We start from the raw sequence: 22,852 nt of genomic DNA, 5'->3' as shown, positions 1-22,852 counted from the left end.
GGCATCGGCTCCCCCGAGGCATCCGTTCGGGTGGCGCGTTCTGGGTGCCGACGCCCGGCAGACCCACATCGCGGCACTCGAACACGCCGCACGCGACGACGCACCGGCGCCCCGGAAAAGGGGGCGCCGGTGCGCCATCGTCGTTCCTCTTACTCGCCGCCGTCCCGGAAGAGACGCGGAGCCAGGTCGATCAGGTTCTGCTGCCAGACGTCCCACCCGTGGGGGCCGATCGTCACGCCGTTGAACTCGTACTCGATTCCCAGCTGGTCCAGCACCGGCAGGGAGCTCATCACCGACCCATACGTGAAGTCCGTGATGTCGCCGGTGTACAGCCGATACAGCTCGGTGCCCTCGTTGATCGCCGCGACATCGACGCCCGCCGTGGCGCCGAAGCCCGCCGCGAAGGTGCCGATCCAGGCGAACTCGCCCGGGTGCGCCTTGAGCACCGAGACCGTGCGCGCGCCGCCCGCGGACAGGCCGGCCAGCGCGCGATCGAGTGGATCGCTGCTGACGTTGTAGCGCTCCTCCGTCACCGGCACCACGTTCTCGAGCAGCTCGCGCGGGTAGTCGCCGACGTTGCCGTTGGGCATCACGACGACCATCGGCTCGATGGCACCGTCCAGCGAGAGGTTGTCGAGGATCTGACGCGCGCGTCCGACCTCGACCCAGTCGGTCCAGCTCTGGCCGCCACCGTGGTTCAGCACGAACAGCGGGTAGGGCTCGGCGCGGGCGGGGTCGTACCCCGGCGGCGTCCACACATAGGCGCTGCGCTCCTGAGCCGCCACCGTGCTCTGGTACGTCATGACCTCCAGGTTCCCGCCCTGCCCCTGGGGCACGTCGGCAAGCAGCCGCGACCCCTCTCCTGGGACGAGGAAGGTGCTCCAGGCCGGCTCCGATGTCACCTTCGTCGGGTTCGACGTGTCCTTGACGGCCTGGCGATCGACGATGAGCCGGTAGTGGTAGAACTTCTCCTCGAGCGGACCGACGGTCGCCCTCCAGCGATCACCCACCTTGGTCATCTCGACGCGCAGCCAGCTGCCACCGGGCGCCCAGTTGGCCCACACCGAGACGTACTCGGCATCGGCGAAGTCGGTCGTCGTCTCGAACGTCACGAAGTCGTCCGCGGTGAGCCACGGCGTGGGCGTCGTACCGGCGGCCGGCGGCTCGAAGCGCTCGGTGAGCGCCGTGTGGCCCTCGCTCATCGCAGGGTCCGACGCTTCGCCGGTGAACAGCCGCGGCGCGAAGTCGATGAGGTTCTCCTGCCAGGCGTTCCAGTTGTGCCCGGCATCCGGGTTCACGCCGTCGAACTGGTAGTCCAGACCGATCGCGTCGAACTTCTGGAGCGAGTCGTAGACGTCGTTGTACGCGATGTCCGTCTTGTTGCCGACGTAGACCCGGAACAGGCCGGTGCGGGCGTTCATCCGGTCGACCGCGCGGTCGTCGAGGGCACCGAATCGCCCGGCTCCGAAGGTGCCGATCGCACCGAATGAGCCCGGGTGCTCGCTGAACACCTCGAAGGTCTGGCCGCCGCCCATCGAGAGGCCGGCCAACGCCCGCTGCTGCTTGGAAGGCGAGACGTTGTACGTGCGCTCGACGGCCGGGACGATGTTGTCCAGCAGCTCCGCCGAGAAGTCGTCGACGTTGCCGTTGCCCATCACCACGAGCATGTCCTCGAGCTGTCCGGCCAGCCACAGGTTGTCGAGGATCTGCTCGGCACGGCCCACCTCGACCCAGTCGCGGTAGCTCTGGCCGCCTCCGTGCTGGAGGTAGAGCACCGGCAGCTTCTTGCCCTTGGCCTTGTAGGTCGGCGGCACCCAGACGAGCGCCTGACGCTCCTCGCCTGCGACCGAGCTCTGGTACGTCAGCGTCTGGACGACCCCCGCCTCTTGCGGGGCATCGGCCAGCAGCGCGGCCGACTCGCCGGGGATGAAGAACGTGCTCCATTCCGGTTCGGATGCCACGCTGGTGGGGTTGCTCGTGTCCTTCAGCACTTTGCTGTCGTCACCGGTGACCTGGTAGTAGTACAGACCGGGCTCGAAGGGCCCGTAGGTCGCGGTCCAGTTGGCGCCGCTGCGCTGCAGTCCGATCTGCGCCCAGTTGTGCGAAGGTCCGAAGTTGCCCTCGACCACGACCTGCGACACCGGCCCGACCGCGGCTTCGACGGCGGCGTTCGGCACCGCGATCCGCAGATAGCCGCCGTCCTGCTGAGCGATCCACGGGTCTGCGGCGTTCGCCGGCGCCGCCGCCATCAACCCGGCGAACGCCAGGACTGCGGCCGTGACGACGGCCACGGTTCGTCTCGCTCCCCTGAACCGGCCGGAGCGCCGGTCTTCGGATGTGATCTCCATCGACTCCTCATCTCGTGTGACTCGACCGGCTCCCGGAGCACGCTGACCCCGGGGGCCGACTGGCTGAGACGGGCGGATGCACGGCGACGTGCGATTTTTACAACGTAGTAACTCCCGTCCTCGCTCACTCTGACAGAGGCGCTCGCGTGCGGTCAAGGGCAAGTACAACGTCGTAAAGAATCCCTTTACAACGTCGTAGACCAGCGGTAGCCTGACCCCTCCGAGCGGGATCGCCCGGCACTCAACGGCCAATCGAGGAGGATCAGGCGGAGACCTCGCGGCCGCTCGCGTCCTCGCAGGTGGGCGCTAGCGTGCAGGCGCGGCGGTCGAATCGCGGAGGACGAGGCTGGTCGCCAGCTCGACCCGGGTGACTTCGGGCTGCGGGTCGTCGAGCTGCTGCAGGAGCAGCTTCGTCGCCTGCTCGGCCATCTCGCGCAGGGGCTGGTGAACGGTCGTCAGCCGCGGGCTGGCGAGCTCGGCGATCGCGAGGTCGTCGTAGCCGACCACAGACAGTCCCCCGGGAACCGCGACACCCCTCGCCTGCGCCGCGTAGAGCACCCCGAGCGCCTGCAGATCGTTGCCCGCGAAGATGGCGGTCGGCGGGTCGGCGAGGCCCAGCAGCTCCCCCGCATGCCTCTCGCCGCCCTCTCGCTGGAAGTCGCCGTACCGGATCCATTCCGGCTCGATCGCCATCCCGGCGGAGGTCATCGCGGCACGGTAGCCGTCGAGCCGCGCGAGGGAGGACATGACCTCCTCGGGGCCGGTGATGACCGCGATCCGGCGATGGCCGAGCTCCAGCAGGTGCCTCGTCGCGGCGAGGCCGCCGGACCAGTTCGCCGACCCGACCGAGGGGATGCCCGGCGCCGGGTCGCCTGCGGGATCTATGACGACGAACGGGATGCCTCGCGCCTTCAGCGTGGCGCGACCCTGTGGAGGGACGTCGGCGAACAGCAGGATGATCCCGGTGGGGCCGCGACGCACGACAGCATCGAGCCACTCGGCACCGGGCGCGCGCCTGTCACCGCTGACCGACAGCGAGATGGCCAGCCCCACCTCGGCGGCGCTCTCGCGGACCCCCTCGATGACGGCGAGCGCCCAGTCGCCGTCGAGTTCGTGGAGCACGACCTCGATGTACTCGCGCCGGTCCTTGCTCTTCCGGCGTCGATAGCCGCTGCGGCGCAACTGCTCCTCGACGAGGGCGCGCGTCGCCGACGACACGTCTGCCGCGCCGTTGAGCACCTTGGAGATGGTCGTCAGCGACACCCCGGTCTGCGCGGCGATCTCCTTCAGGGTCACCCGCTGGGTCGGCGCCATCACACCACCTGGACTTTGCGAGACGGATCGATCGGGCTGCGCTCAGTCGAGCGTCAGCACCGTCCATGAGACGGGCGGCAGCGTGATGCTGACCGTGCCGTCACCGATCCTCACCGATGTGTTCTCCTTCGGGGTGACGCGCTCGGGATCGTCCAGCGTGTTCGCCGCGTGGATGTCGCCGTCGAAGAGCGACGTCGCCCGGGCGTCTCCGACGGCCCCCATCGCGCGGGTGTCGATGTCGAGGGTGAGCTCCTCCGTGAGGCTGCGGTTGACGGCGAAGACCGTCGTGCCGCCGCCGACCTCGTCGTAGGTCGCGACGGCGTCGACGACCGGCACCTCGCCGTAGAGCTGCGTGTCGTAGGTGGGGCTGTCGAGCTTGAGCTCCAGCGCGACGCCCCGCGCCAGCCGCGAGGTGAGCGAGAACGGGTGGAACGTGGTCTGCCGCCACGCCGGGCCACCCGGCTCGGTCATGATCGGCGCGATGACGTTGACGAGCTGCGCGAGGCTGGCCGCCGTCACCCGATCGGCATGACGGATCAGCGAGATCATGAGGCTGCCGAGCACGACGGCATCCAGCACCGAGTACGAGTCCTCGAGCAGGCGCGGCGCGACCGGCCACTCCGCCACGTCGGTGATCCTGTCGACCTCGTGGTAGCGGGACTGGTACCAGACGTTCCACTCGTCGAACGAGATGTTGATGGTCTTGTCGCTTCGTCGCGTGGCCTTGACGTGGTCGGCGGTCGCCACGACGGCCTCGATGAAGCGGTCCATGTTCACGCTCGAGGCGAGGAAGCTGCCGTAGTCGTCGCCGCGGGGCTCGTAGTAGGCGTGGCACGAGATGAAGTCGACGTCGTCGTAGGTGTGCTCGAGGACCACGCGTTCCCATTCGCCGAACGTCGGCATCTGAGCGCTCGAGCTGCCGCAGACGACGAGCTCGAGATCGGGGTCGATCTGTCGCATCGCGCTGGCGGTCTTCGCTGCGAGCCGAGCGTACTCCTCGGCCGTGCTGTGTCCGAGCTGCCAGGGGCCGTCCATCTCGTTGCCCAGGCACCACATCCGGATGCCGTGAGGTTCGGGATGCCCGTTGGCCGCGCGGCGCTGCGCCCAGTGCGTGTCCGAGCGCAGGTTGGCGTACTCGAGGACGTCGAGAGCCTCCAGCACGCCTCGCGTGCCGAGGTTGACCGCGTACATCAGCTCGCTGTCGACCCTCTTCAGCCAGGTTGCGAACTCGTCCAGTCCGATCTCGTTGCTCTCGGTCGAGTGCCATGCCAGGTCGAGCCGCCGCGGTCGCTCTTCTCGCGGTCCGACGCCGTCCTCCCAGCGGTACCCCGACACGAAGTTGCCGCCGGGGTAGCGGATCGTCGAGACGCCGAGTTCGCGCACGAGTTCGATGACGTCGGTGCGGAAGCCGTCCTCGTCGGCGCTCTCGTGCCCCGGCTCGTAGATGCCGTCGTACACGCAGCGGCCCAGGTGCTCGACGAAGGATCCGAAGAGGCGGCGATTGACGGGACCGATGGTGAACTGCGGGTCGAGGGTGAGGTGTGCTCGGTTCATTCTTCTCTTCCAAGGACAGGGGAAAGGGGCAGGGGCGTGGACCGCCGGCTCACTTGAGGCTTCCGATCGACAGCCCGCCCTGCCAGTACTTCTGGAGGCCCAGGAACGCGATGATGAGCGGGATCACCGAGACGAGCGCGCCGAGGATGATGATGCTCCACAGGCTCTGCCCGCCCGCCGCCCCGTACGTCGATGCGGTGGACTGCCAGAGCCCGATGCCCACGGTCACGGGATAGAGGCGGTTGTCGGAGAGCATCACGAGCGGGAGGAAGTAGTTGTTCCACGACGCCACGACGGACAGCAGCACCACCGTCACGATAGCGGGGCGAAGAAGCGGCAGCGCCACCTGGAGGAAGGTGCGGAACTCCCCCGCACCGTCGACCCGTGCGGCGTCCAGCAGCTCGTCGGGCACCGCGTCTCGCGCATACACGTTCATCAGGTACACGCCGAACGGATTGAGCAGGCTGGGGAAGATCACCGCCCAGATGGTGTTCGTCCAACCGACCTGAGCGAACAGCACGAAGGTGGGGATGACGAGGGCCGTCGTCGGGATCATGACCGCGCCCAGCAGGATCGCGAACGCGGCACGCCGGCCGGTGAAGCTGTACTTCGCGAATCCATAGCCGGCCAGCACCGCGAGCACCGTCGCGCCGACACCGCCGGCGATCGCATAGAGGGCGGAGTTCGCCAGCCACCGTGCGTAGATGCCCCCGCTGTAGGTGAAGAGTTCGACCAGATTGCCGATGTAGTCGATGTCGTCCGAGAACCAGAGCGCACTGCCACCCCCGAACAGACCGGCCGAACTCTTCGAGCTGTTGACGATGAGCCACCAGAACGGGATGAGGAAGTACACCATCAGCAGCGCGAGCACGACATTCATCGGTATGCGGCCGCGTGTGCGCGGGGTCGTCCGGCGCTCGACGCGTCTGCGCGGCTTCGGGTTCGTCCCGGTGAGCTCCATGGGTGTGACGGTCATGAGAAGAAGCTCCCTCGCTTGCGGGTGGCGAACAGGAAGATGTAGACGCAGAGGAAGACGACCGCCCCGAGCGCGAACGAGATCGCCGACCCGTAGTTGTAGTTCGCCAGCGAGAACGCCTGCTGGTAGGCGTACATGTTCGGCGTGAAGTCGTTGGGGATCGCTCCGGCGGCCAGCTGCTGCAGGATCTGGGGCTCGTTGAAGAACTGCAGGGTGCCGATGAGGGCGAACACCAGGATGAGCAGCAGCGCTGGAGAGAGCAGCGGGATCTTGATCCGCAGGACGATCTGCCATTGGGACGCGCCGTCGATGCGCGCGGCCTCGTAGAGCGTCGGATCGATGCCCTGCAGCGCCGCGAACAGGATGATCATGTAGTAGCCGACCCACTGCCACGTGACGATGTTGAGCAGGCCGTAGAAGATCAGGCTGCTGCTCAGGAAATCAGGGGCCTGCATGCCGAAACTTTCGAAGATCTCCGCGAGCGGACCGAAGTTGTCGCTGTAGAGGAACCCCCACATCAGCGCACCGATCACGGTCGGGATCGCGTACGGCATGAAGATCATCAGGCGCGAGAATCGCGCGAACCGTGTGATCACGATGTCGAGGATCAGCGCGACCGCGAGCGAGATCGCCATCTGCAGCGGGATGAGCACCAGCGAGAACCGGATGACGAACCACATGCCGTCGAGGAAGGACGGGTCGGTGAAGGCCTTCACGTAGTTGCCGAAGAGGACGAACCTCGTGCCGCCGATGAGGGACTTCTGGAACAGGCTCAGATAGAGCGCGAACCCGATCGGGAGCACGAGGAGGGCGAGGAAGACGATCCCGAAGGGTCCGACGAAGAGCCAGCCGTAGAGGTTCTGGCGCCGCGTGGTCGACGTTCTGTGCTTCCTGTTCGCGGGAGTTGCGGTTGACGTGGTCATGATTTCTCCAGGTCTGGCAGGGGATGCCCGAAGGCCGGTCCGCAGGAGCACGGACCGGCCCTGCGGTCACGTCACTTGACGGTGAACCCCTGCTCCTCCGCGTAGGCCACGACGGCGTCCTGCAAGGCGTCCGCCGCCTCGGAGCCGGTTGCGGACCCCTCGTTGATGCGCGCGATCTGCTCCGTCAGCTGCGAGTAGTAGTACTGGCCGATCGGCGTGTACGTCATGCCCTCATAGGCGTTGGCCGCCGGCACGTACACCTCCTTGTTGGCCTGCTGGCCTCCGAAGAAGGGCACCTCGTAGTCCTGGAACTCCGGCGAATCGAGCACGTTGACGTTCAGCGGGAAGATGATCTGGTTCTGCCAGCCGTCGTCCAGCGAAGCCTGATCCGCGTAGACGCCGAACGCCACCTGGGCGGCGAGGTCGGGGTCGTTCGCCTGGCTCGAGACGGCCATGGCCGAGCCGCCCCAGTTGATCGCGATCGGGTTGCTGGGATCCCACTGCGGCATCGGGGCTGTCGCCCAGACGCCGGCATCCGCGCCCTCGCCGACACCGGCGCCCTGGAGGTAGCCCGGAGCCCACGCGGCCGAGAGGTACGTGGCGTAGTCGCCGTTGATCACACCGGCGATGTACTCGGGAGTGAACTGATCCTCCGTGCCGACCAGACCCTTCTCGACGAGACCGGCCCAGTAGTCGAGGACCTCCTTGACCTCGGGGCTGTTGAGTTCGATGCCGATCTCACCCTCGTTGGCAGGGTCGTACTCGAACGGCTGCGCACCGTTCTGGTACATCAGCGCCGTGACCTCGGCCGGCTGGTTCGCCGCGAAGCTCGCGAAGACCGGGCCGCCGGCATCCTTCACCGTCTGCGCCGCGGTCTCGAGCTCGGCCCACGTCGTGGGCGGGGTGATGCCGTACTGGTCGAAGATGTCGGTGCGGTAGATCATGCCCATGGGGCCGCCGTCGACCGGGGCCCCGTAGACGCCGTCGCCGACGGAAACGTCCTTCCACGCGCCCTCGCTGAAGTTGTCCTTGACGTCCTCGTAGCCGAGGTCGTTCAGTTCGACCAGGGCGTCCTGGGCCTGGAAGGTCGCGATGCGGTCGGCCTCGACCATCATGACGTCGGGGGCGCCGCTGCCGGCCGAGATGGCGGTCTGGAACTTGTCATAGGCGTCACCGCCCGCGCCCGCGTTCGTCCAGCAGACCTGGACCTCGTCGTTCTGCTCGTTGAAGTTGTCGACGACGAGCTCCATGTTCGGATACCAGGCCCACATGGTGACGACCGGCAGGTCCTCCTTGGGGATGGTGTTGGTGCAGTTGGCGTCGTCGTTGCCGCCGCCGTCGGCGTTGTCGCCGCCACCTCCGGCGGTGCAGGCAGACAGAGCGCCGACCAAGGCGAGCGCTGTGACTGCAGCAAGGACAGGCTTCGTCTTCACTGGAGTTTCCTTTCGGTATTGCTGACTTCTTCGTCGGTGCACGACCGTTGCGAGGGCCGTCCGCCCCGGGTGGCGGCGGGTGGTCCACGCGTGGTCTACAACGTTGTAGAGCAACGTTGTAGACACTTTCCCACCGGCCGCATCGAGTGTCAAGACGCCGACGGGATTTTCTGCGTGGGGAGCGAAACTTCTGCCGTCAGTAGGTGACCGGCGCCTCGCCGAGACGGGCAAGGAGCGCCGACAGGGCCGCGTACGCCTCGTCCCGGTAGGCCGCGAGCTCCGGTGCGCGCTCCGGCGGGGTGGCGAGGAATCCGGCGCCGGACTTGAGCCCGTGCTCTCCCCGCGCGACGTGGTCCTCCAGGATGCCGGGTGCGGAGAAGCGGTCCGGATAGGCGCCGTGGAGGGATCGATAGCAGTACTGATAGACGTCCAGGCCTGCGATGTCGGCGATGGCGAACGGCCCGAAGAACGGCAGGCGGAACCCGAACGTGGTGCGAGCGATGAGATCGATCGCCTCGGGAGTCGCCACCCCCTCCTCCACCAGGCGGGCCGCCTCGCCGAACAGCGCGTACTGCAGCCTGTTGAGCACGAATCCGGTGACGTCGGTGATGGGCACGCCGACCTTGCCGCAGTCACGGAGGAGCTCCACCACCGCGGCCACGGCGTCCGGGCGCGTGGCGGCATGCGGAATGACCTCGACGCCGGGGATGAAGGGGGCCGGGTTGCTGAAATGCACGCCCAGGAAGCGCTCCACCCCGTCGACGCCCTCTGCGAGCGTGCCGATGGAGATCGTCGACGTGTTGCTGCCGATCAGCGCGTCGGCCCGACAGCTGCGGCTGATCCGTCCCAGAGTCTCGTGCTTGATGGCGATCACCTCCGGCACGGCCTCCTCGATGAAGTCGACCTCGGCGACGGCCTCCTCGATCGAGCGCGCCGCGGTCACCCGGGCGGCGACGCGCTCGCCGGCGTCCTCGGGGAAGATCCCGCGGGCGGCGTAGTCGCCCGCCTCTCGGATGATGCGCTGCCGGTTCGTCTCGGCCAGCTCGGCACTCGCATCCGCGAGGACCACGTCCCGCCCGGAGAGCGCCAGCACCTGGGCGATGCCGCCTCCCATGTAGCCGGACCCCACAACCGCCGCCGTCGAGATCATCTCTCACCCTCCTCGTATCGCCCGATCAACTGCACCTTCTCGGCAGACGCCGACAAGGGGTCGAAATGATGGTCGAGCCAGTCCGAGACGAGCTTCTTGGCGAGCTCCATCCCGATGACCCGTGCGCCCAGCGTCAGAACCTGGGCGTTGTTGCTCTTGACCGAACGCTCCACCGAGTAGGCGTCGTGAGCGGTGACAGCGCGGATGCCGCGCACCTTGTTCGCGGCGATCGCCACCCCGAGTCCTGTGCCGCAGACGAGGAGCGCTCGGTCGGCTTCACCTCTCGCCACGCGGGTGGCCGCCTCGATGGCGACGCGCGGATACGGCGTGGAGTCGGCGCCGGCCACACCCACATCCACCACGCTGCTCACCCGTGGATCAGCCGACAGCATCTCCCGGAGCACCTCTTTGTACTCGTAGCCGGCGTCATCGGCACCGACGACGATGGTCCAGCCCATGCCTCACTCCTGTTCTTCTCGCGCAGACGCGAGGCCTGCGACGGTGTCGACGATGACGTGGAAGGAGGTCGCACCCGGGTCCGGATGCCCGAGACTGCGCTCCGCGAGCGGTTTCGCCCGCCCGCGGCGCGGCAGCATCGCGGCGGTGGCCGCGGCGCCTTCCTCCGCCGCCGCAGCGGCGACGACCAGTGCGGATCCGAGGTCCGCGCCGCTGTCGACCTGCGCGGTGAGAGCGTGCTGGAACGGCACCATCGCGTCCAGCATCGTCTTGTCACCGGGTGCCGCCCCGCCGAGCTCGGCGATGCGGGTGCAGGCCGCGGTCACGGCGGCCGCGGCATCCACCGGCAGGAACTGCTCGCGATCGCCCAGCGCTCGTCCGAGCTCTGCCAGTCCGCTGCCCCAGAGCGCGCCCGAGGTGCCGCCGGCGGTCTCCGACCACGCGTCGCCCGCTGTCTCCAACAGCTCCCGCACGCCGACGGCGTCGGCCAGGGCGTCGGCCGCACCGACGGCGGCGTTCAAGCCCCGCAGCATGCCGATGCCGTGATCGCCGTCACCGGCGACGGCGTCGAGCTCTCCGAGATGCTCGGCCTCGACGGCGATCGCGTCGCGCGCGGCCCCGAGGAGACGACGGGCCGTAGATGCGGCCGCACGTGAGGCGGGCGTCGCCGGGACGATCTCCCGGCGAAACTCCGTCCCGGCCATGGTGGGCGGCGTCGCCGGCTGCACCGGACGCGCGCCGGCCGCCGACGCACCCTTGCGGAAGGCCGGCGACGCCGCGGGTGCGCGCCACAGCTCCTCGAGCTCGTCGTCGAGCCAGAGCATCGTGAGCGACACCCCCGCCATGTCGAGGCTCGTCACGAACTCGCCGCATTCGGGCTCGACGATCTCGATCCCCTGACTCTCGAGGTGGTCGGAGACGTAGCCGAAGAGGACGAAGAGCTCCTCGTACTTCACCGACCCGAGGCCGTTCAGCACGACCGCGGCACGTCGGCAGCCCTCGGGGCGTTCGGCGAGCAGCGGCTCGGCGAGGGTCGCGGCGAGTTCCGGCGCGGACTGCAGGGGGACGTCCCGCACGCCGGGCTCGCCGTGGATGCCGAGCCCGATCGACATCTGACCCTCGGGCACCTCGAACAGCGGATGGGTCGCACCCGGCAGCGTGCAGCCGGCGAAGGCGACGCCGTGACTGCGCGTGCGGCTGTTGGCATGTGCGGCGAGGCGTTCCACCTCGTCGATCGTATCCCCGCGGTCGGCCGCCGCACCGGCGACGTGGAACACGCACAGGATCCCGGCGATGCCGCGACGCTCGTCCCGCGCATCCGGCGGACCGCTCGCCACATCGTCGGTGATGAGCACGGTGCGGGCGTCCACGCCCTCGGCGCGCAGTCGCCGCTCCGCTTCGCCGAAGTGGATGACGTCGCCCGCGTAGCGGCCGTAGGTGAAGAGCACTCCCCCGCCGGCATCGGCCGCGTGGGCGACGCGGACGGCCTGAGCGGTCGACGGGGATGTGAAGACGTTCCCGCAGACGGCTCCGGCCGCGAGTCCTCGACCGACGAAGCCCGCGAACGCGGGGTAATGCCCCGAGCCGCCGCCGATGAGAACCGCCACGCGACCCGGCTCCAGCGGCGCGGCACGGACGACGCCCCCGTCGACCAGGGCGACCTCGTCAGGGTGGGCGGCGGCGAAGCCGCGGAGCGCATCGGTGACGAAGGCGTCGGGGTCCGCGAAGATGCGCGTCATGAGGCGACCCGCCCGTGCTGCGGCTGCCGCACCCGGCTGCGTCCGGCTTCGTAGTCGCGACGCGGCAGCACGCGGTCGCGAAGGTAGTCGCGGTTCGTCGCACTGACACTCAGGCCGTCGCCGCCGTAGTGCTCGACGCAGATGACGCCCTGGAAGCCGTTGCGCAACGCGATCTTGACGGCTTCTCGGTAGTTGATGACGCCCAGCTCCAGGCTCGTCGGCACCGTCGAGATGACGCCGCCCGCGGCATCCTCGTCCCGCGTGTAGTTCTTGACGTGCCAGAAGTTGGCGTACGGCATGGTCGCTTCGGCGATCACGCGCCAGTCCTCGACGGGCTCGTGGAGGCGGATGAGGTTGCCGATGTCGGGGTTGAGGCCGACGGCGTCCAGGCCGATGTCCTCGACCAGCCGCACGGCGGACTCCGCCGTGCCCAGGAAGGTGTGCTCGTAGAGCTCGAGCGAGAGGAGGATGCCGAGGTCCTGTGCGTGTCGGCCCAGTTCGCGCAGCCGTGACACCGCCAGCGACCACGCCTCCGAATCGCCGAACGGGTCGCGATGGCCGTCGACGGTCCAGAACCACAGTTGCGCCCGCTGCGCGTCGGTGAGGGCCCGGTGCAGCCCGACCGACACCACCCCGATCCCGAGGCGAGCCGCGAACTCGAGGCAGCGGTGCGCGTAGGCCAGATGATCGGCGCCGTGCTCCTCGTCGATCACGCTGCGCCGGATCGCCGACAGCGAGGCCGCCGTGAGCCCGGTCGCGGTCAGGCATCCGGCGAGCTCGTCGGCCTGCGCGGGCGACAGGTCGCCGTAGCGGACCCACGAGTCGGTCAGGTCCACCTGGGTGAAGCCGGCATCGCCGACCTCGGTGAGATCCGCCAGCCACCGGATGCTGGGCTCAGCCCCTCCGGTCGCGGGATGGGCGTCGCCCATCGGGAGCATCGCCGCAGCGATCGGCCAGTCGTTCGACATCAGCATTGTCGGTCCTCCATGACGCGCACACCGGCACGATACACTAGTTTTACAACGTTGCATTTCGACGTTGCAACCCACTCCGCAGCTCCCCGGCGCACGCCGCTCGCCGACGCGGGAACGCAGTAGAGTGCAGTGATCGCACATGGGAAGGCGGGAGCATCGATGGGGGCAACGATGCATGACGTCGCCCGGGTGGCCGGCGTCTCCATCAAGACGGTGTCGAACGTCATCAACGACTACCCGCACGTCCGCCCCGGCACGCGCGATCGCGTCAACGAGGCGATCGAGCAGCTCGACTACCGCCCCAACCTCTCGGCGCGGGGGCTGCGGTCCGGCCGCACCGGTGTCATCGGGCTGGCGGTGCCGTCGCTGCGAGAGAACTACTTCGCCGAATTGGCGGACGAGGTGATCCGTGCCGCCGAGAAGCGCGGCCTCGGTGTCATGGTGGAGCAGACGAGCGGCGAGCGCGACGCCGAGCTGCGCGCCGTCACCGGCAACCGCCCGCGCTTCCTCGACGGCCTGCTGTTCAGCCCCGTGAGCCTCGGACAGGACGATGCCGAAGCGCTCGCCGTCGACGGGCCGCTCGTGCTCCTCGGCGAGCGCATCTTCGGCGGACCCACCGATCACGTCACCATGCACAACACGTCGTCGTCGCAGGCGGCCGTCGAGCACCTGCTCGAGATCGGCCGCCGCCGCATCGCGCTGGTCGGCGCCGACCTGCACGGCCGCGACGAGGCGAGTTCGGCGAGTCTGCGGCTGAAGGGCTACCTCCGTGCCCTCGAGCAGGCGGGCATCCCGCTCGACCCGGCGCTGGTCCGCCCGACCGCGATGCTCCGCTGGAACCGGGCCGGCGGCGCTGCGGCGACCCACCTCATGGTCCGTGAGGGCGTCGAATTCGACGCCGTGTTCGCCCTCAACGACACGCTCGGCCTCGGCGTGCTGCGCGCGTTGCGCGAAGAGGGCCTGCGTGTGCCCGACGACGTGGCCGTCATCGGCTTCGACAACATCGACGAGAGCAACTACTCGGTTCCGTCGATGTCGACGGTCGACACCGGCCGCGCCGAGATCGCAGCCATCGCGGTCGACCGGCTCATCGCGCGCATCAACGAGAAGGGCGAGCGCCGGCCGCCCGACACCGTCAAGCCGGACTTCCGCATCGTGCGCCGCGAGTCGACAGGTTTCGCCCACACTCCGCCCGAGTAGGCCTGGAGGAGGACGGATGCCGCGGCACGCGGCATCCGTGATCCCTCCGTCAGATCACGGTCTCCGACCACGGGTCGGGGTTGCCGAAGCGGTGCGCGGTGATCGTCACCGACTGCTCGCGCAGGAACGGCAGCAGCTCGAGCCGCCCGGCGGTGGTGACCTCGTTGTCGTAGATCGCGAGGTCGGGGTCGCCCCCGACCGCCCGCGCCACCGTGGCGTGGAGTGCCGCGACGGAGTCGGGCGGGCCGATGAGACGCACGCGCGACGGCCGGGGAGCCGGGTCCGCGTCGGCGACCGCCGCCAGGAGGTCGTCGCCCCGCGCGATGCGCTGCAGCCACTGCTCGTCCGTCTCGACGTACACCGCGACGTCCTCGTCGGCGAGCACGCGGCGCACGGCCGCCGGGAGCCCGACGGGGGCGCTCAGCGTCAGAGCCGACCCCGCCCGGATGCCGGCGACGACCACGCGCAGCACCGCCTGCCACGAGGCGTCCCCCGTGGCCCGCAGCGCGACCGACGGGATCGGCCGGTAGCGGAACAGGTTGCGCTCGATGCCGAGACCCGAGACGTCCTTGACCTGCCCGAACTCGCGGTCCCAGGCGATCGCATCCGAGAGGGCGCCGCGGCGCAGCCACTCGAACGCCTCGTAGCCGAGCGACGGCTGAGCCGCCTCGATAAGCGCGGCGATGCGGCTGTCGAGCCCGCGCAGGTGCAGGGTCGCCGACGCCGGCACTCCGGCGGTGGCGCGCCAGCGGCCGAGTCCGACGAGGTAGTTGGGTCCACCGGCCTTCGCACCGCCTCCGACGGACGAGCGCTTCCAGCCGCCGAACGGCTGCCGCTGCACGATGGCACCGGTGATGCCGCGGTTGACGTAGAGGTTTCCGGCTTCGACGCGGTCGAGCCAGAGGGCCAGGTCGTCGGGGTGCTGCGTGTAGAGGCCGGCCGTGAGTCCGTACGACACGGCGTTCTGCAGCTCGATGGCCTGCGCGAGCGACGAGGCGTGCATGATCCCGAGAACGGGGCCGAAGAACTCCTCCTGGTGGAAGCGCGACCCCGGCTGCACGCCGGTGCGGATGCCGGGGGTCCAGAGCCGGCCGGCGTACTCCGGTGGGCCGTCCACGCGTCGAGGCTCGACGAGCCAGGACTCCCCCTCGCCGAGGGTCGTGAGCGCCCACTCGAGCTTGCCGCGCGGCACCTCGACGACGGGCCCGACCTCGCTGAGCGGATCGGACGGCGGTCCCACGCGGAGGGAGGTCGCGGCATCCACCAACTGACGCGCGAAGCGCTGCGAGTGGCCGACAGGTCCGACGAGGATCGCGAGCGACGCCGCCGAGCACTTCTGCCCCGCATGTCCGAACGCGCTCTTGATCACGTCGCCGGCGGCGAGGTCTAGGTCGGCGGTCGGCATGACGATCATCGCGTTCTTGCCGCTGGTCTCGGCGAGGAGCGGCAGGTCAGGACGCCACGAGCGGAACAGCGCGGCCGTCTCCCATGCGCCGGTGAGGATCACCCGGTCGACGTCCGGGTGCGACAGGAGCGTCTGCCCGAGCCCGCCCTCGTCGATGTCGACGAGCGCCAGCACATCGCGCGGCACGCCGGCGTCCCACAGCGCCTCGGCGACGACGGCGGCGCATCGTCGAGCCTGCGGTGCGGGCTTGAACACGACCCCCGACCCCGCGGCGAGCGCGGCGATGACGCCGCCCGCGGGGATCGCGATCGGGAAGTTCCACGGGGGCGTCACCACGGTGAGTCGCGCAGGCTCGAAGACCGCCCCGCTCACACGGTCGAGCTCGCGCGCCGTCGCCGCGTAGTAGTTGGCGAAGTCGACGGCCTCGCTCACCTCGACGTCGGCCTCGGCGAAGACCTTGCCGGTCTCGGAGGCCGCGACCTCGATGAGCTCGCCGCGCCGCGCCTCCAGGGCCTTCCCGGCGGCGGCCAGCACGGCGGCGCGATCGGCGGCCGGCAGAGCGCCCCAGGCGGGGGCCGCGGCGCGCACGCGCGCCACGATCCCCTCCAGCGCCGGCTCGTCGGTGACGCGGGCGGCCGCGATGGTCGCGTCACCGGCGCGGGAGGTCTCCACGCGCGACAGGATGTCGCGTGCCCAGTCGCGGTTGCCCGGCAGCGCCGGGTCGCTGTCTGCCGCGTTCCGGAAACCCGGGGCGCCGGACGCCCGGAAGCCGCCCTCTCGCGGTGCGAAGACAGCGGTCTCGACGAACGCCTCGGCGCCGAAGACCTGCTCGGGGACGGCTCGTTCGAGCGGCGCAGTGTCGCCCGGCACGGCCGAGCGGGCGATGCCGATCACGGCCTGCGTGAGGCCGGCCTCGTCGGCGGCTGCAGCCCGGCGCAGGCGGGCCTGCGCGCGCGGCGAGTCTGCCCGGTCGACGGCCTGCGCTGCGTCGGTCGCGGTCGCCGCGGCGGCGGCCTCTGCGGCGCGGTCCTGCGCGCGGTTCGGGCCGGTGGCGAGCCCGTCGTCGTCGGCGCGCGCGAGCGAGGCGAGGAAGCGGTCGCGTTCCCGCTCGAACATGGCGGGGTCGTCGGCCAGATCGAACGCGGCCGACAGGAAGTTGTCGCTGGAGGCGTTCTCCTCCAAGCGCCGCACGAGGTAGCTGATCGCCACGTCGAACTCGTCGGGGCGCACGACCGGCACGTACAGCAGCACGTGACCGACCTCGCGCGCGACGGCCTGCACCTGACCCTGCGCCATGCCGAGAAGCATCTCGAACTCCACATCCGGCGACGCGCCGGCGGCGCTCGACAGGCTCACCCCGTGCGATCGGGCGAGCAGCCAGGCGTACGCGATGTCGAAGAGGTTGTGGCCCGCGACGCCGATGCGCACGGCGGCGGTGCGCGCCGGCTGCAGCGCGAAGCGCAGGCAGCGGATGTAGTTGGCGTCCGAGTCGACCTTCTGGCCGTAGGTGGCGAGGCTCCAGTCGTGCATGATCGCGTCGACGTGCTCCATCGCGAGGTTCGCGCCCTTCACGAGCCGCACCTTGATGCGTGCTCCGCCGCCCGCGACGCGCTGCTGCGCCCATGCGGTGAGCCGCTCGAGAGCCGGCAGCGCGTCCGGCAGGTAGGCCTGCAGCACGATGCCCGCCTCGAGCAGACGCAGCCTCGGATCTTCGAGCAGCCGCGTGAACACCGCGATCGTCAGGTCGAGGTCGCGGTACTCCTCCATGTCGAGGTTGATGAAGGTCGGCGAGCTCTGCGAGCCGGCCTGTCCTGAGCCTGCCGAAGGATCCGACGCGGCGGTGAGGTACAGCGGCAGCAGTCGCTGGACGACCTTGTCGACGACCTCGTCGAACGCCCACATCGAGATGTGGCTGGCGATGGCCGAGACCTTGACCGAGACGTAGTCCACGTCGGGCCGGCGGATGAGCTCATGGATGCCCTCGAGCCGCCGCAGCGCCTCCTTCTCACCGAGCACGGCCTCGCCGAGCAGGTTGAGGTTCAGCCGCGCGCCGCTCTCGCGCAGCGCCGCAATGGCTGGTCCGAGCTTGTCGGGGCGTGCGTCGACGACGAGATGGCCGACCATGCCGCGCAGCACCCGCCGTGCGATCGGCACGACCGGCGACGGCAGCACGGGGGCGACCGCACCGCCGACCCGCACGGCACCGCGGAGGTGCCACGGCAGGAAGCCGGGTACGAGCGGTGCGACGCGGTGCAGATGGGATGCCGCGGCCGAGAGGCTCTCGGGCCGCATGACGCCGTCCACGAAGCCGATGGTGAACGGCAGGCCGTTCGGATCCTTGAGCACGCCGGCGAGCCGTTCGGCCGCCGGGTCCACCTCGGCCTCGGCGCTCTCCGCCACCCAGCGCTGCGCGAGCGCCACCGCCTCGGCGGCCAGACGCTGGTCGGCTCCGTCTCGCATTCGCACTCCCGACGTCACATCGATCGACTCCGTGAGTCCAGCCTGCACCTCGATGTGCCCAGCCTGCGCGCCCGGAGGCGATGCGCGGTCCACTTGCTGCATGAACTCCAGGGTGCGGCATCCGTTCATTCGTGAATAGCGATGATCTACGATCAGTATCGTTCGAGATCATCGATGGGATCGGCATGTTCGAGCTGAGGCGCCTTCGGCTGCTGCACGAGCTGGCGCTGCGCGGCACCCTGTCCGCCGTGGCTGACGCGCTGTCATACAGCCCGTCGACGATCTCGCAGCAGCTGGCGCTGCTCGAGAAGGAGGCAGGCGTGACCCTCCTCGAGCCGGAGGGCCGCCGGGTGCGACTCACCGAGCACGGGCGCATCCTCGCCGCCCACGCGGCTCGCGCACTCGACCTCGACGAGCACGCCCGCGGCGAGCTCGAGTCGCTGCACCCCGGTCTCGCGCCGGTCCGCGTCGCGGTGATGCAGACCGCGGCGCTCGCGATCGTCCCCGCCGCGCTCGCCCTCGTCGCCGCCAGAGCTCCACGGCTCCGCGTCGAGCTGGTCGAGATGCCGCCCGAGCTCGGACTCTTCGAGCTCACCGCCCGGGGCGTCGACCTCGTCATCGCCGAGCAGTATCCAGGGCACACCCGCGCCCATGCCGACGGGCTGGATCGCGAGACGCTCGGCACCGATCCGATCCGTCTCGCCGTCGGCCCCGCCGATCCCGCCCAGTCGCTGATCGACCTGCGGGAGAAGGCCTGGGTGATGGAGCCCGCGGGCACGGCGGCACGGCTCTGGGCGGTGCAGCAGTGCCGAGCCGCCGGCTACGAACCCGACGTGCGCTACGAGCTCGCCGACCTGTCGGCGCACGCGCGACTGGTGGCCGCGGGGCAGGCGGTCGCCGTCCTGCCGGATCTGCTCTGGGCGGGCACGCATGCTCCGGTGCGCCTGCTGGAGCTGCCCGGCCACCCCGCACGTGAGATCTTCAGCGCCCAGCGGACGGCCTCACGGGCTCGCGCGGGCATCCTCGAGGTACGGCGGGCACTGCGCGACGCCTTCCCCGCGGCATCCGAGACCCGGCGCGTCTCGCCCTAGGCTGGCCTCGTGTCCGAGTCGCCGACCGCCCCCGCGCAGCCGAAACGTCGGTTCGCCTGGGTACGCGCCGCGACCGATCGCGTTCCGACGCGATGGTTCGCAGCCATCGCCACGGGCGCGTTCCTCCTCGCGACGGCGGCCTTCGGCGGGCTGGCGACCGCGGCCACGCCCGAGATCGCCCAGCTTCAGCCGGGTGACACGCACGTCACGGACGAGCGCTCGCTCACGGTGCAGCGGGCGGTGCTCATCGACGAGCTGCCTGACGCCGGCCTCTACCCCGAGACGTGGGAGCGTGTCCTCGCGATCATCGTCGACGTCGAGAACGAGTGGGATCGCCCCGTGGCGGCGAGCGGCGAAGGGATCGCCGCGACACTCACCGTCGAGGGCGTCAAGGCAACCGCCGACACGGGTGCGGTGCGCTACGACGACACGACGTTCGGACCATGGCTGCAGCCGCATGTGCCCGCGCGCATCGTCTTCGCATGGGTCGTTCCGGGCGGCGCGTTCGAGGCAGGTGATGACGTGCCCGTCACGCTCTACGCGCGGTCGCTGTACACCGGCTCGTTCGTCTTGACCGGCCAGCAGTGGTCCGATCCGGTGCGCGACGCCGTGGTCATGGTCGAGGTCGAGGATGTGGGAGCCGGTGCGGACGCGGAGGATGCCGATGGCCAGGGCTGATCGCACACTGCCGCGTTGGGCGGCCTGGTCCATCGGGGCGGGTCTCGTGATCGCCGCGTGGTTCGTCGCCCTCGCCACGCCCGGCGAAGAGCAGATCCAGGCCCCCATGCCGGTGCCCGTGGCCGTCGGCGAGAAGGGCATCGGACGCAACCTCGCCGCCACCGTCACCGACGTCCGTCGGACGTCCGAACTGCACGCGGGCGACTGGTCGGCAGAGGGCAACTGGCTCGTCGTCGATGTCGACGTCGCGGCGGTGACCTCGGAGGACCTCGTGAGTCTTCGTCACGCCGAGATCGTTGTCGACGGCGTGCGCTACGGCGCCAGCGAACGTCCGGACTCGCTGTCCGGACAGCCGCTGTCGGCGGGCGTCGCCACGCGTGGCGGTCTCGCGTTCGAGCTGCCGGCCGACGTGGACTCGGGAACCGCCGAACTGGAGCTCGCGCTGTCCTCCGACCGGCGGCTCGATTCGATGATCGTCGTGGAATTCGACCTCGACGCGGTTCCCACGGCTCCTCGCGATGAGCTTCCCGAGACGGGATGGGCGAACCCGTGACCGGGTGGTGGCGTAGGAATGCCGTGGCGCTCGGCGCGCTGGTAGTCGTCCTTCCGGCGCTGGGGGCGACGGTCGCCTGGCACGAGTGGAGCGAGGCGGACTCCGGCGTCCCGGCCGCGCCCGTCGTGGTCGAACCGGGGCAGGACGCGCACTACGGGAAGGCGCAGGTCGGTCCCGCGGTGGCGGACTTCGTCGACGACCCGCTCGCGCCGAGCAATGCCAGGGTGCTCAGAGTGCAGATCGATATCGACCCCGGCGCATCGGGACTCGCCTGCGCGGAGCCGATGCTCCGCGAGCTGGAAGGGGCGCAGCGCGAGTGGGACCCCGACACGTCGTCGCTCACCACGGACTGGGACCCGCTGCGTCCGGCATCGTGCTCGTCGGATCTGACCGAGCCGTACACCCTCGACGTGCGCTACGTCGTGCCGCGAGACGCCGTCGGCCCGTTCGGGGTGGACGTGATCTCGTCCGAACTCTGGCCCGACAACGTCCGCTTCGTCGTCGAGCCGTGATCGCTCTCTGATTCCGCGGGTGCCGCAGGCACCGCCTGCTCCGTCGAGGGCGCGACCGCACTCGAGGGCGCGGCCGCGGCCGCGCGGCGCGAGACCAGCCGGCCGATGACGGCGTCGTAGCCGCCCGCCACCAGCGCAATGCGGATGGGCTCGATGAGCACCGGGACGACGAGGAAGATCGCCTGATCGAACACGAGCCAGAAGTCGTTGAGGTCGTGCGGGCCGATGAGGCGCAGCAGACCCCATTCCGCCCACCCCTGCACGGCCAGCAGCACGGTGTAGAGCAGCACGAATCCGCCGATGAGCACCGGGCCGGCTCGCCACATCAGCACGATCGCCTCGCCGATCGGGGTGAACCGCGAGGCGATGTCCGCCCAGATGTCACGGAGGCGCGCACGCAGCCGGGCCGGCAGCGTGCGGTAGCGGCTGCGAACGCGCGCCGCCACCGCGCCCCCGAGCGCATCCGTGGGCACCGGCTCGGGCGCGACCGCCTGCCCGTACACGACGCCGGCGATCGCGAGCCACGCGAGAGGAAGGAGGATGATGCCGCCGGCTTCGCCGAGCAACCACTCCACGCCCTCCCAGATCCAGGCGAGCGGTGCGAACGCCGCGGAGACGGTGGCCCGGAGGTCGTCGAGCCACACCATCGCCTGCCGCGTCTGCACCCACCCGGTGACGGCTTCGATCGCGACAGACAGGACGAGGGCGGCGAAGTACACCCAGACCGCTTCGAGGTAGACCACGATGACGCCGAACCAGCGCGGCAGTCGCTGACGATAGCGCTTCAGCACCCACCGCAGCGCGAACGCGACGACCACGATCGCGAACGTCAGCGGGGTGAGCGTCAGCGCGCCCGCCAAGCCGTCGCCCGCCGGGTCGGTCTTGTCCACGATCGCGGTGAAGTTGAGCCCCGCGCTCACCTCCAGCGCGCGCGCCGAGTACGCCGCGGCATCCTCGCGCAGGAGACCCCACGCCGCATAGAAGGCGAAGAACGGCAGGATGCCGGCGAGGAGCGCGTCCGCGAACTGCCGGCGACGCGTGGCGGCGTCCTCCGGCAGCGGGGAGATGGCATCCAGCTGCCGCATCCCGTCCCGCACGACGAGGAGCATCGCGACGAGCGCCACCAGGCGCGAGAGGATCGCCAGGGGCAGCAGGAGGGACCCGGCGACGGCGTTGTAGGCGCCGACGAAGCCGGCCGCCTCGATCACGACATAGCGTCCGAGCACCCCTGCCGCATACCACGCGAGCAGCGCCGGCCAGTGCCGCCACAGCAGGCGGCCCGCGGTGCGGAGCACGTCGAGCACGGCGATCACGCCCCCACGCTAGCGGGCCGCGTGCCGTCGTGCTCGACGTGGGCGTCAGGCGCGGTCGTTGCGCGTCGGCGGGGCCGGCGGCCGGGTGATCTGCTCGTCGGCGACCGTGGTGCGATCGTCGACCGTGTCGGCGTCGCGCACCGCGGCGCGGTCGCCCCCGCTCGTCTCGCCGGCCGGCGTACGGTCGTCGACCGTGTCGGCGTCGCGGACGACCGCGCGGTCGCCGGCAGTGTCACCGTCACGGACCGCCGCGCGGTCGTCGGTGACCGCAGCGCCGGTGCTCGCCGCCGCTCGCCCGTCATCGCCGACGTACGGGTCGACATCGTCCGCCTTGCGCAACGTCTCCGCCTGCTGCTGGCGCAGCTTCTCGGCCTCCGTGCTGTGGTCGTCGATCGTTCCGGCGCGGCGCTCGGCATCGATCGACGCCTCGGCGGCGCGCGCCTTCGCGGCCTCGGCGGCCGCGGAGGCCGCCGCAGCGTCGGCACGGGCGCGGGCTGCTTCCGCCTCGTGCTCACGGGCCTGCAGCTCGGTCTCCCGCGCGTCGGCGCGAAGCTTCTCGGCGCGCCCGTGCTGCTGCTCCATCCGGCGCGCGCGGCGCCCCTTCGCCGTCACCAGCAGGGCGACGACGACGATGACCAGGACGATGGCGATGCCGACGATGATCCAGATGAGGGTGCTCGTATCCACGGCGCACTCCTTCCCTCCCGCACCGGCGGGATCGCCGGCGCCTCCGATCGTCCAGGCAACAGCACGCAGACCACCCGGGCAAACCG

18 protein-coding genes are annotated in these 22,852 nt (G+C 70.2%); 5 read left to right on the top strand and 13 right to left on the bottom strand.

What is annotated here, in order from left to right; genetic code table 11:
- Positions 1-149: 149 nt before the first annotated feature.
- From NCG93_RS15560 to NCG93_RS15515, 10 genes are all read right to left on the bottom strand, one after another.
- Positions 150-2,291, bottom strand: coding sequence for an alpha/beta hydrolase (locus NCG93_RS15560; protein WP_252787575.1), 2,142 nt, complete (start codon positions 2,289-2,291; stop codon positions 150-152).
- A gap of 363 nt (positions 2,292-2,654) precedes the next feature.
- Positions 2,655-3,662: a LacI family DNA-binding transcriptional regulator gene (locus NCG93_RS15555; protein ID WP_194412675.1), complete on the bottom strand. Its 1,008-nt coding sequence runs from the start codon at positions 3,660-3,662 to the stop codon at positions 2,655-2,657.
- 42 nt (positions 3,663-3,704) lie between these two features.
- The gene (arfA, locus tag NCG93_RS15550) at positions 3,705-5,216 is read right to left on the bottom strand and encodes an arabinosylfuranosidase ArfA (protein ID WP_194412674.1); all 1,512 of its coding nucleotides are present in this window, start codon (positions 5,214-5,216) and stop codon (positions 3,705-3,707) included.
- Positions 5,217-5,265: 49 nt separating this feature from the next.
- A complete protein-coding gene (locus NCG93_RS15545; protein ID WP_194412673.1) occupies positions 5,266-6,192 on the bottom strand; it encodes a carbohydrate ABC transporter permease in 927 nt (308 codons plus the stop codon).
- Positions 6,189-7,115 carry a carbohydrate ABC transporter permease gene (locus tag NCG93_RS15540; protein ID WP_194412672.1) on the bottom strand — a complete coding sequence of 309 codons (927 nt, stop codon included), beginning with the start codon at positions 7,113-7,115 and terminating at the stop codon, positions 6,189-6,191. The genes NCG93_RS15545 and NCG93_RS15540 overlap by 4 nt, the downstream gene beginning before the upstream one ends.
- A 71-nt stretch (positions 7,116-7,186) precedes the next feature.
- Entirely contained in the window at positions 7,187-8,548 is a 1,362-nt protein-coding gene (locus NCG93_RS15535; protein WP_194412671.1) for an ABC transporter substrate-binding protein, read from the bottom strand.
- Positions 8,549-8,744: 196 nt separating this feature from the next.
- On the bottom strand, positions 8,745-9,698 hold the full coding sequence (locus NCG93_RS15530; protein WP_194412670.1) for a 3-hydroxyacyl-CoA dehydrogenase family protein: 954 nt from the start codon (positions 9,696-9,698) through the stop codon (positions 8,745-8,747).
- Positions 9,695-10,156: a ribose-5-phosphate isomerase gene (locus tag NCG93_RS15525; RefSeq protein ID WP_194412669.1), complete on the bottom strand. Its 462-nt coding sequence runs from the start codon at positions 10,154-10,156 to the stop codon at positions 9,695-9,697. Before NCG93_RS15525 ends, NCG93_RS15530 begins: the two co-directional genes overlap by 4 nt.
- A 3-nt stretch (positions 10,157-10,159) precedes the next feature.
- Positions 10,160-11,893, bottom strand: a complete 1,734-nt coding sequence (locus tag NCG93_RS15520; RefSeq protein WP_194412668.1) for a dihydroxyacetone kinase family protein — start codon at positions 11,891-11,893, stop codon at positions 10,160-10,162.
- Entirely contained in the window at positions 11,890-12,867 is a 978-nt protein-coding gene (locus NCG93_RS15515; protein ID WP_194412667.1) for a sugar phosphate isomerase/epimerase family protein, read from the bottom strand. Before NCG93_RS15515 ends, NCG93_RS15520 begins: the two co-directional genes overlap by 4 nt.
- A gap of 171 nt (positions 12,868-13,038) precedes the next feature.
- Here NCG93_RS15515 and NCG93_RS15510 point away from each other — a divergent pair, with 171 nt between their 5' ends.
- Complete coding sequence (locus NCG93_RS15510) at positions 13,039-14,067, top strand: LacI family DNA-binding transcriptional regulator (protein WP_241741572.1); 1,029 nt, start codon at positions 13,039-13,041, stop codon at positions 14,065-14,067.
- A 49-nt stretch (positions 14,068-14,116) separates the two neighbouring features.
- Here the strand turns inward: NCG93_RS15510 and NCG93_RS15505 are convergent, their stop codons facing one another.
- Positions 14,117-17,932: a proline dehydrogenase family protein gene (locus NCG93_RS15505; protein WP_194413733.1), complete on the bottom strand. Its 3,816-nt coding sequence runs from the start codon at positions 17,930-17,932 to the stop codon at positions 14,117-14,119.
- 185 nt (positions 17,933-18,117) lie between these two features.
- On the opposite strand from NCG93_RS15505, the gene NCG93_RS15500 reads away from it, so the two are divergent.
- From NCG93_RS15500 to NCG93_RS15485, 4 genes are read left to right on the top strand one after another with little or no spacing between them, the layout of a single operon-like run.
- Complete coding sequence (locus tag NCG93_RS15500) at positions 18,118-19,023, top strand: LysR substrate-binding domain-containing protein (protein ID WP_194412665.1); 906 nt, start codon at positions 18,118-18,120, stop codon at positions 19,021-19,023.
- A gap of 9 nt (positions 19,024-19,032) precedes the next feature.
- Complete coding sequence (locus NCG93_RS15495; protein ID WP_194412664.1) at positions 19,033-19,701, top strand: hypothetical protein; 669 nt, start codon at positions 19,033-19,035, stop codon at positions 19,699-19,701.
- Entirely contained in the window at positions 19,688-20,254 is a 567-nt protein-coding gene (locus NCG93_RS15490; RefSeq protein WP_194412663.1) for a hypothetical protein, read from the top strand. Before NCG93_RS15495 ends, NCG93_RS15490 begins: the two co-directional genes overlap by 14 nt.
- The gene (locus NCG93_RS15485; protein WP_194412662.1) at positions 20,239-20,766 is read left to right on the top strand and encodes a hypothetical protein; all 528 of its coding nucleotides are present in this window, start codon (positions 20,239-20,241) and stop codon (positions 20,764-20,766) included. The genes NCG93_RS15490 and NCG93_RS15485 overlap by 16 nt, the downstream gene beginning before the upstream one ends.
- Here the strand turns inward: NCG93_RS15485 and NCG93_RS15480 are convergent.
- Together NCG93_RS15480 and NCG93_RS15475 are read right to left on the bottom strand one after the other, a co-directional pair.
- Complete coding sequence (locus tag NCG93_RS15480; protein ID WP_194412661.1) at positions 20,670-22,079, bottom strand: hypothetical protein; 1,410 nt, start codon at positions 22,077-22,079, stop codon at positions 20,670-20,672. The two genes, NCG93_RS15485 and NCG93_RS15480, sit on opposite strands and share 97 nt — an antisense overlap.
- A 45-nt stretch (positions 22,080-22,124) precedes the next feature.
- Positions 22,125-22,766, bottom strand: a complete 642-nt coding sequence (locus tag NCG93_RS15475) for a hypothetical protein (protein WP_194412660.1) — start codon at positions 22,764-22,766, stop codon at positions 22,125-22,127.
- Positions 22,767-22,852: the final 86 nt, after the last annotated feature.

Origin of the sequence: Microbacterium yannicii (genome assembly GCF_024055635.1) — a bacterium.
Taxonomy (GTDB): Bacteria; Actinomycetota; Actinomycetes; order Actinomycetales; family Microbacteriaceae; genus Microbacterium; species Microbacterium yannicii.
This window is presented reverse-complemented; position numbering and strand designations above follow the sequence as displayed.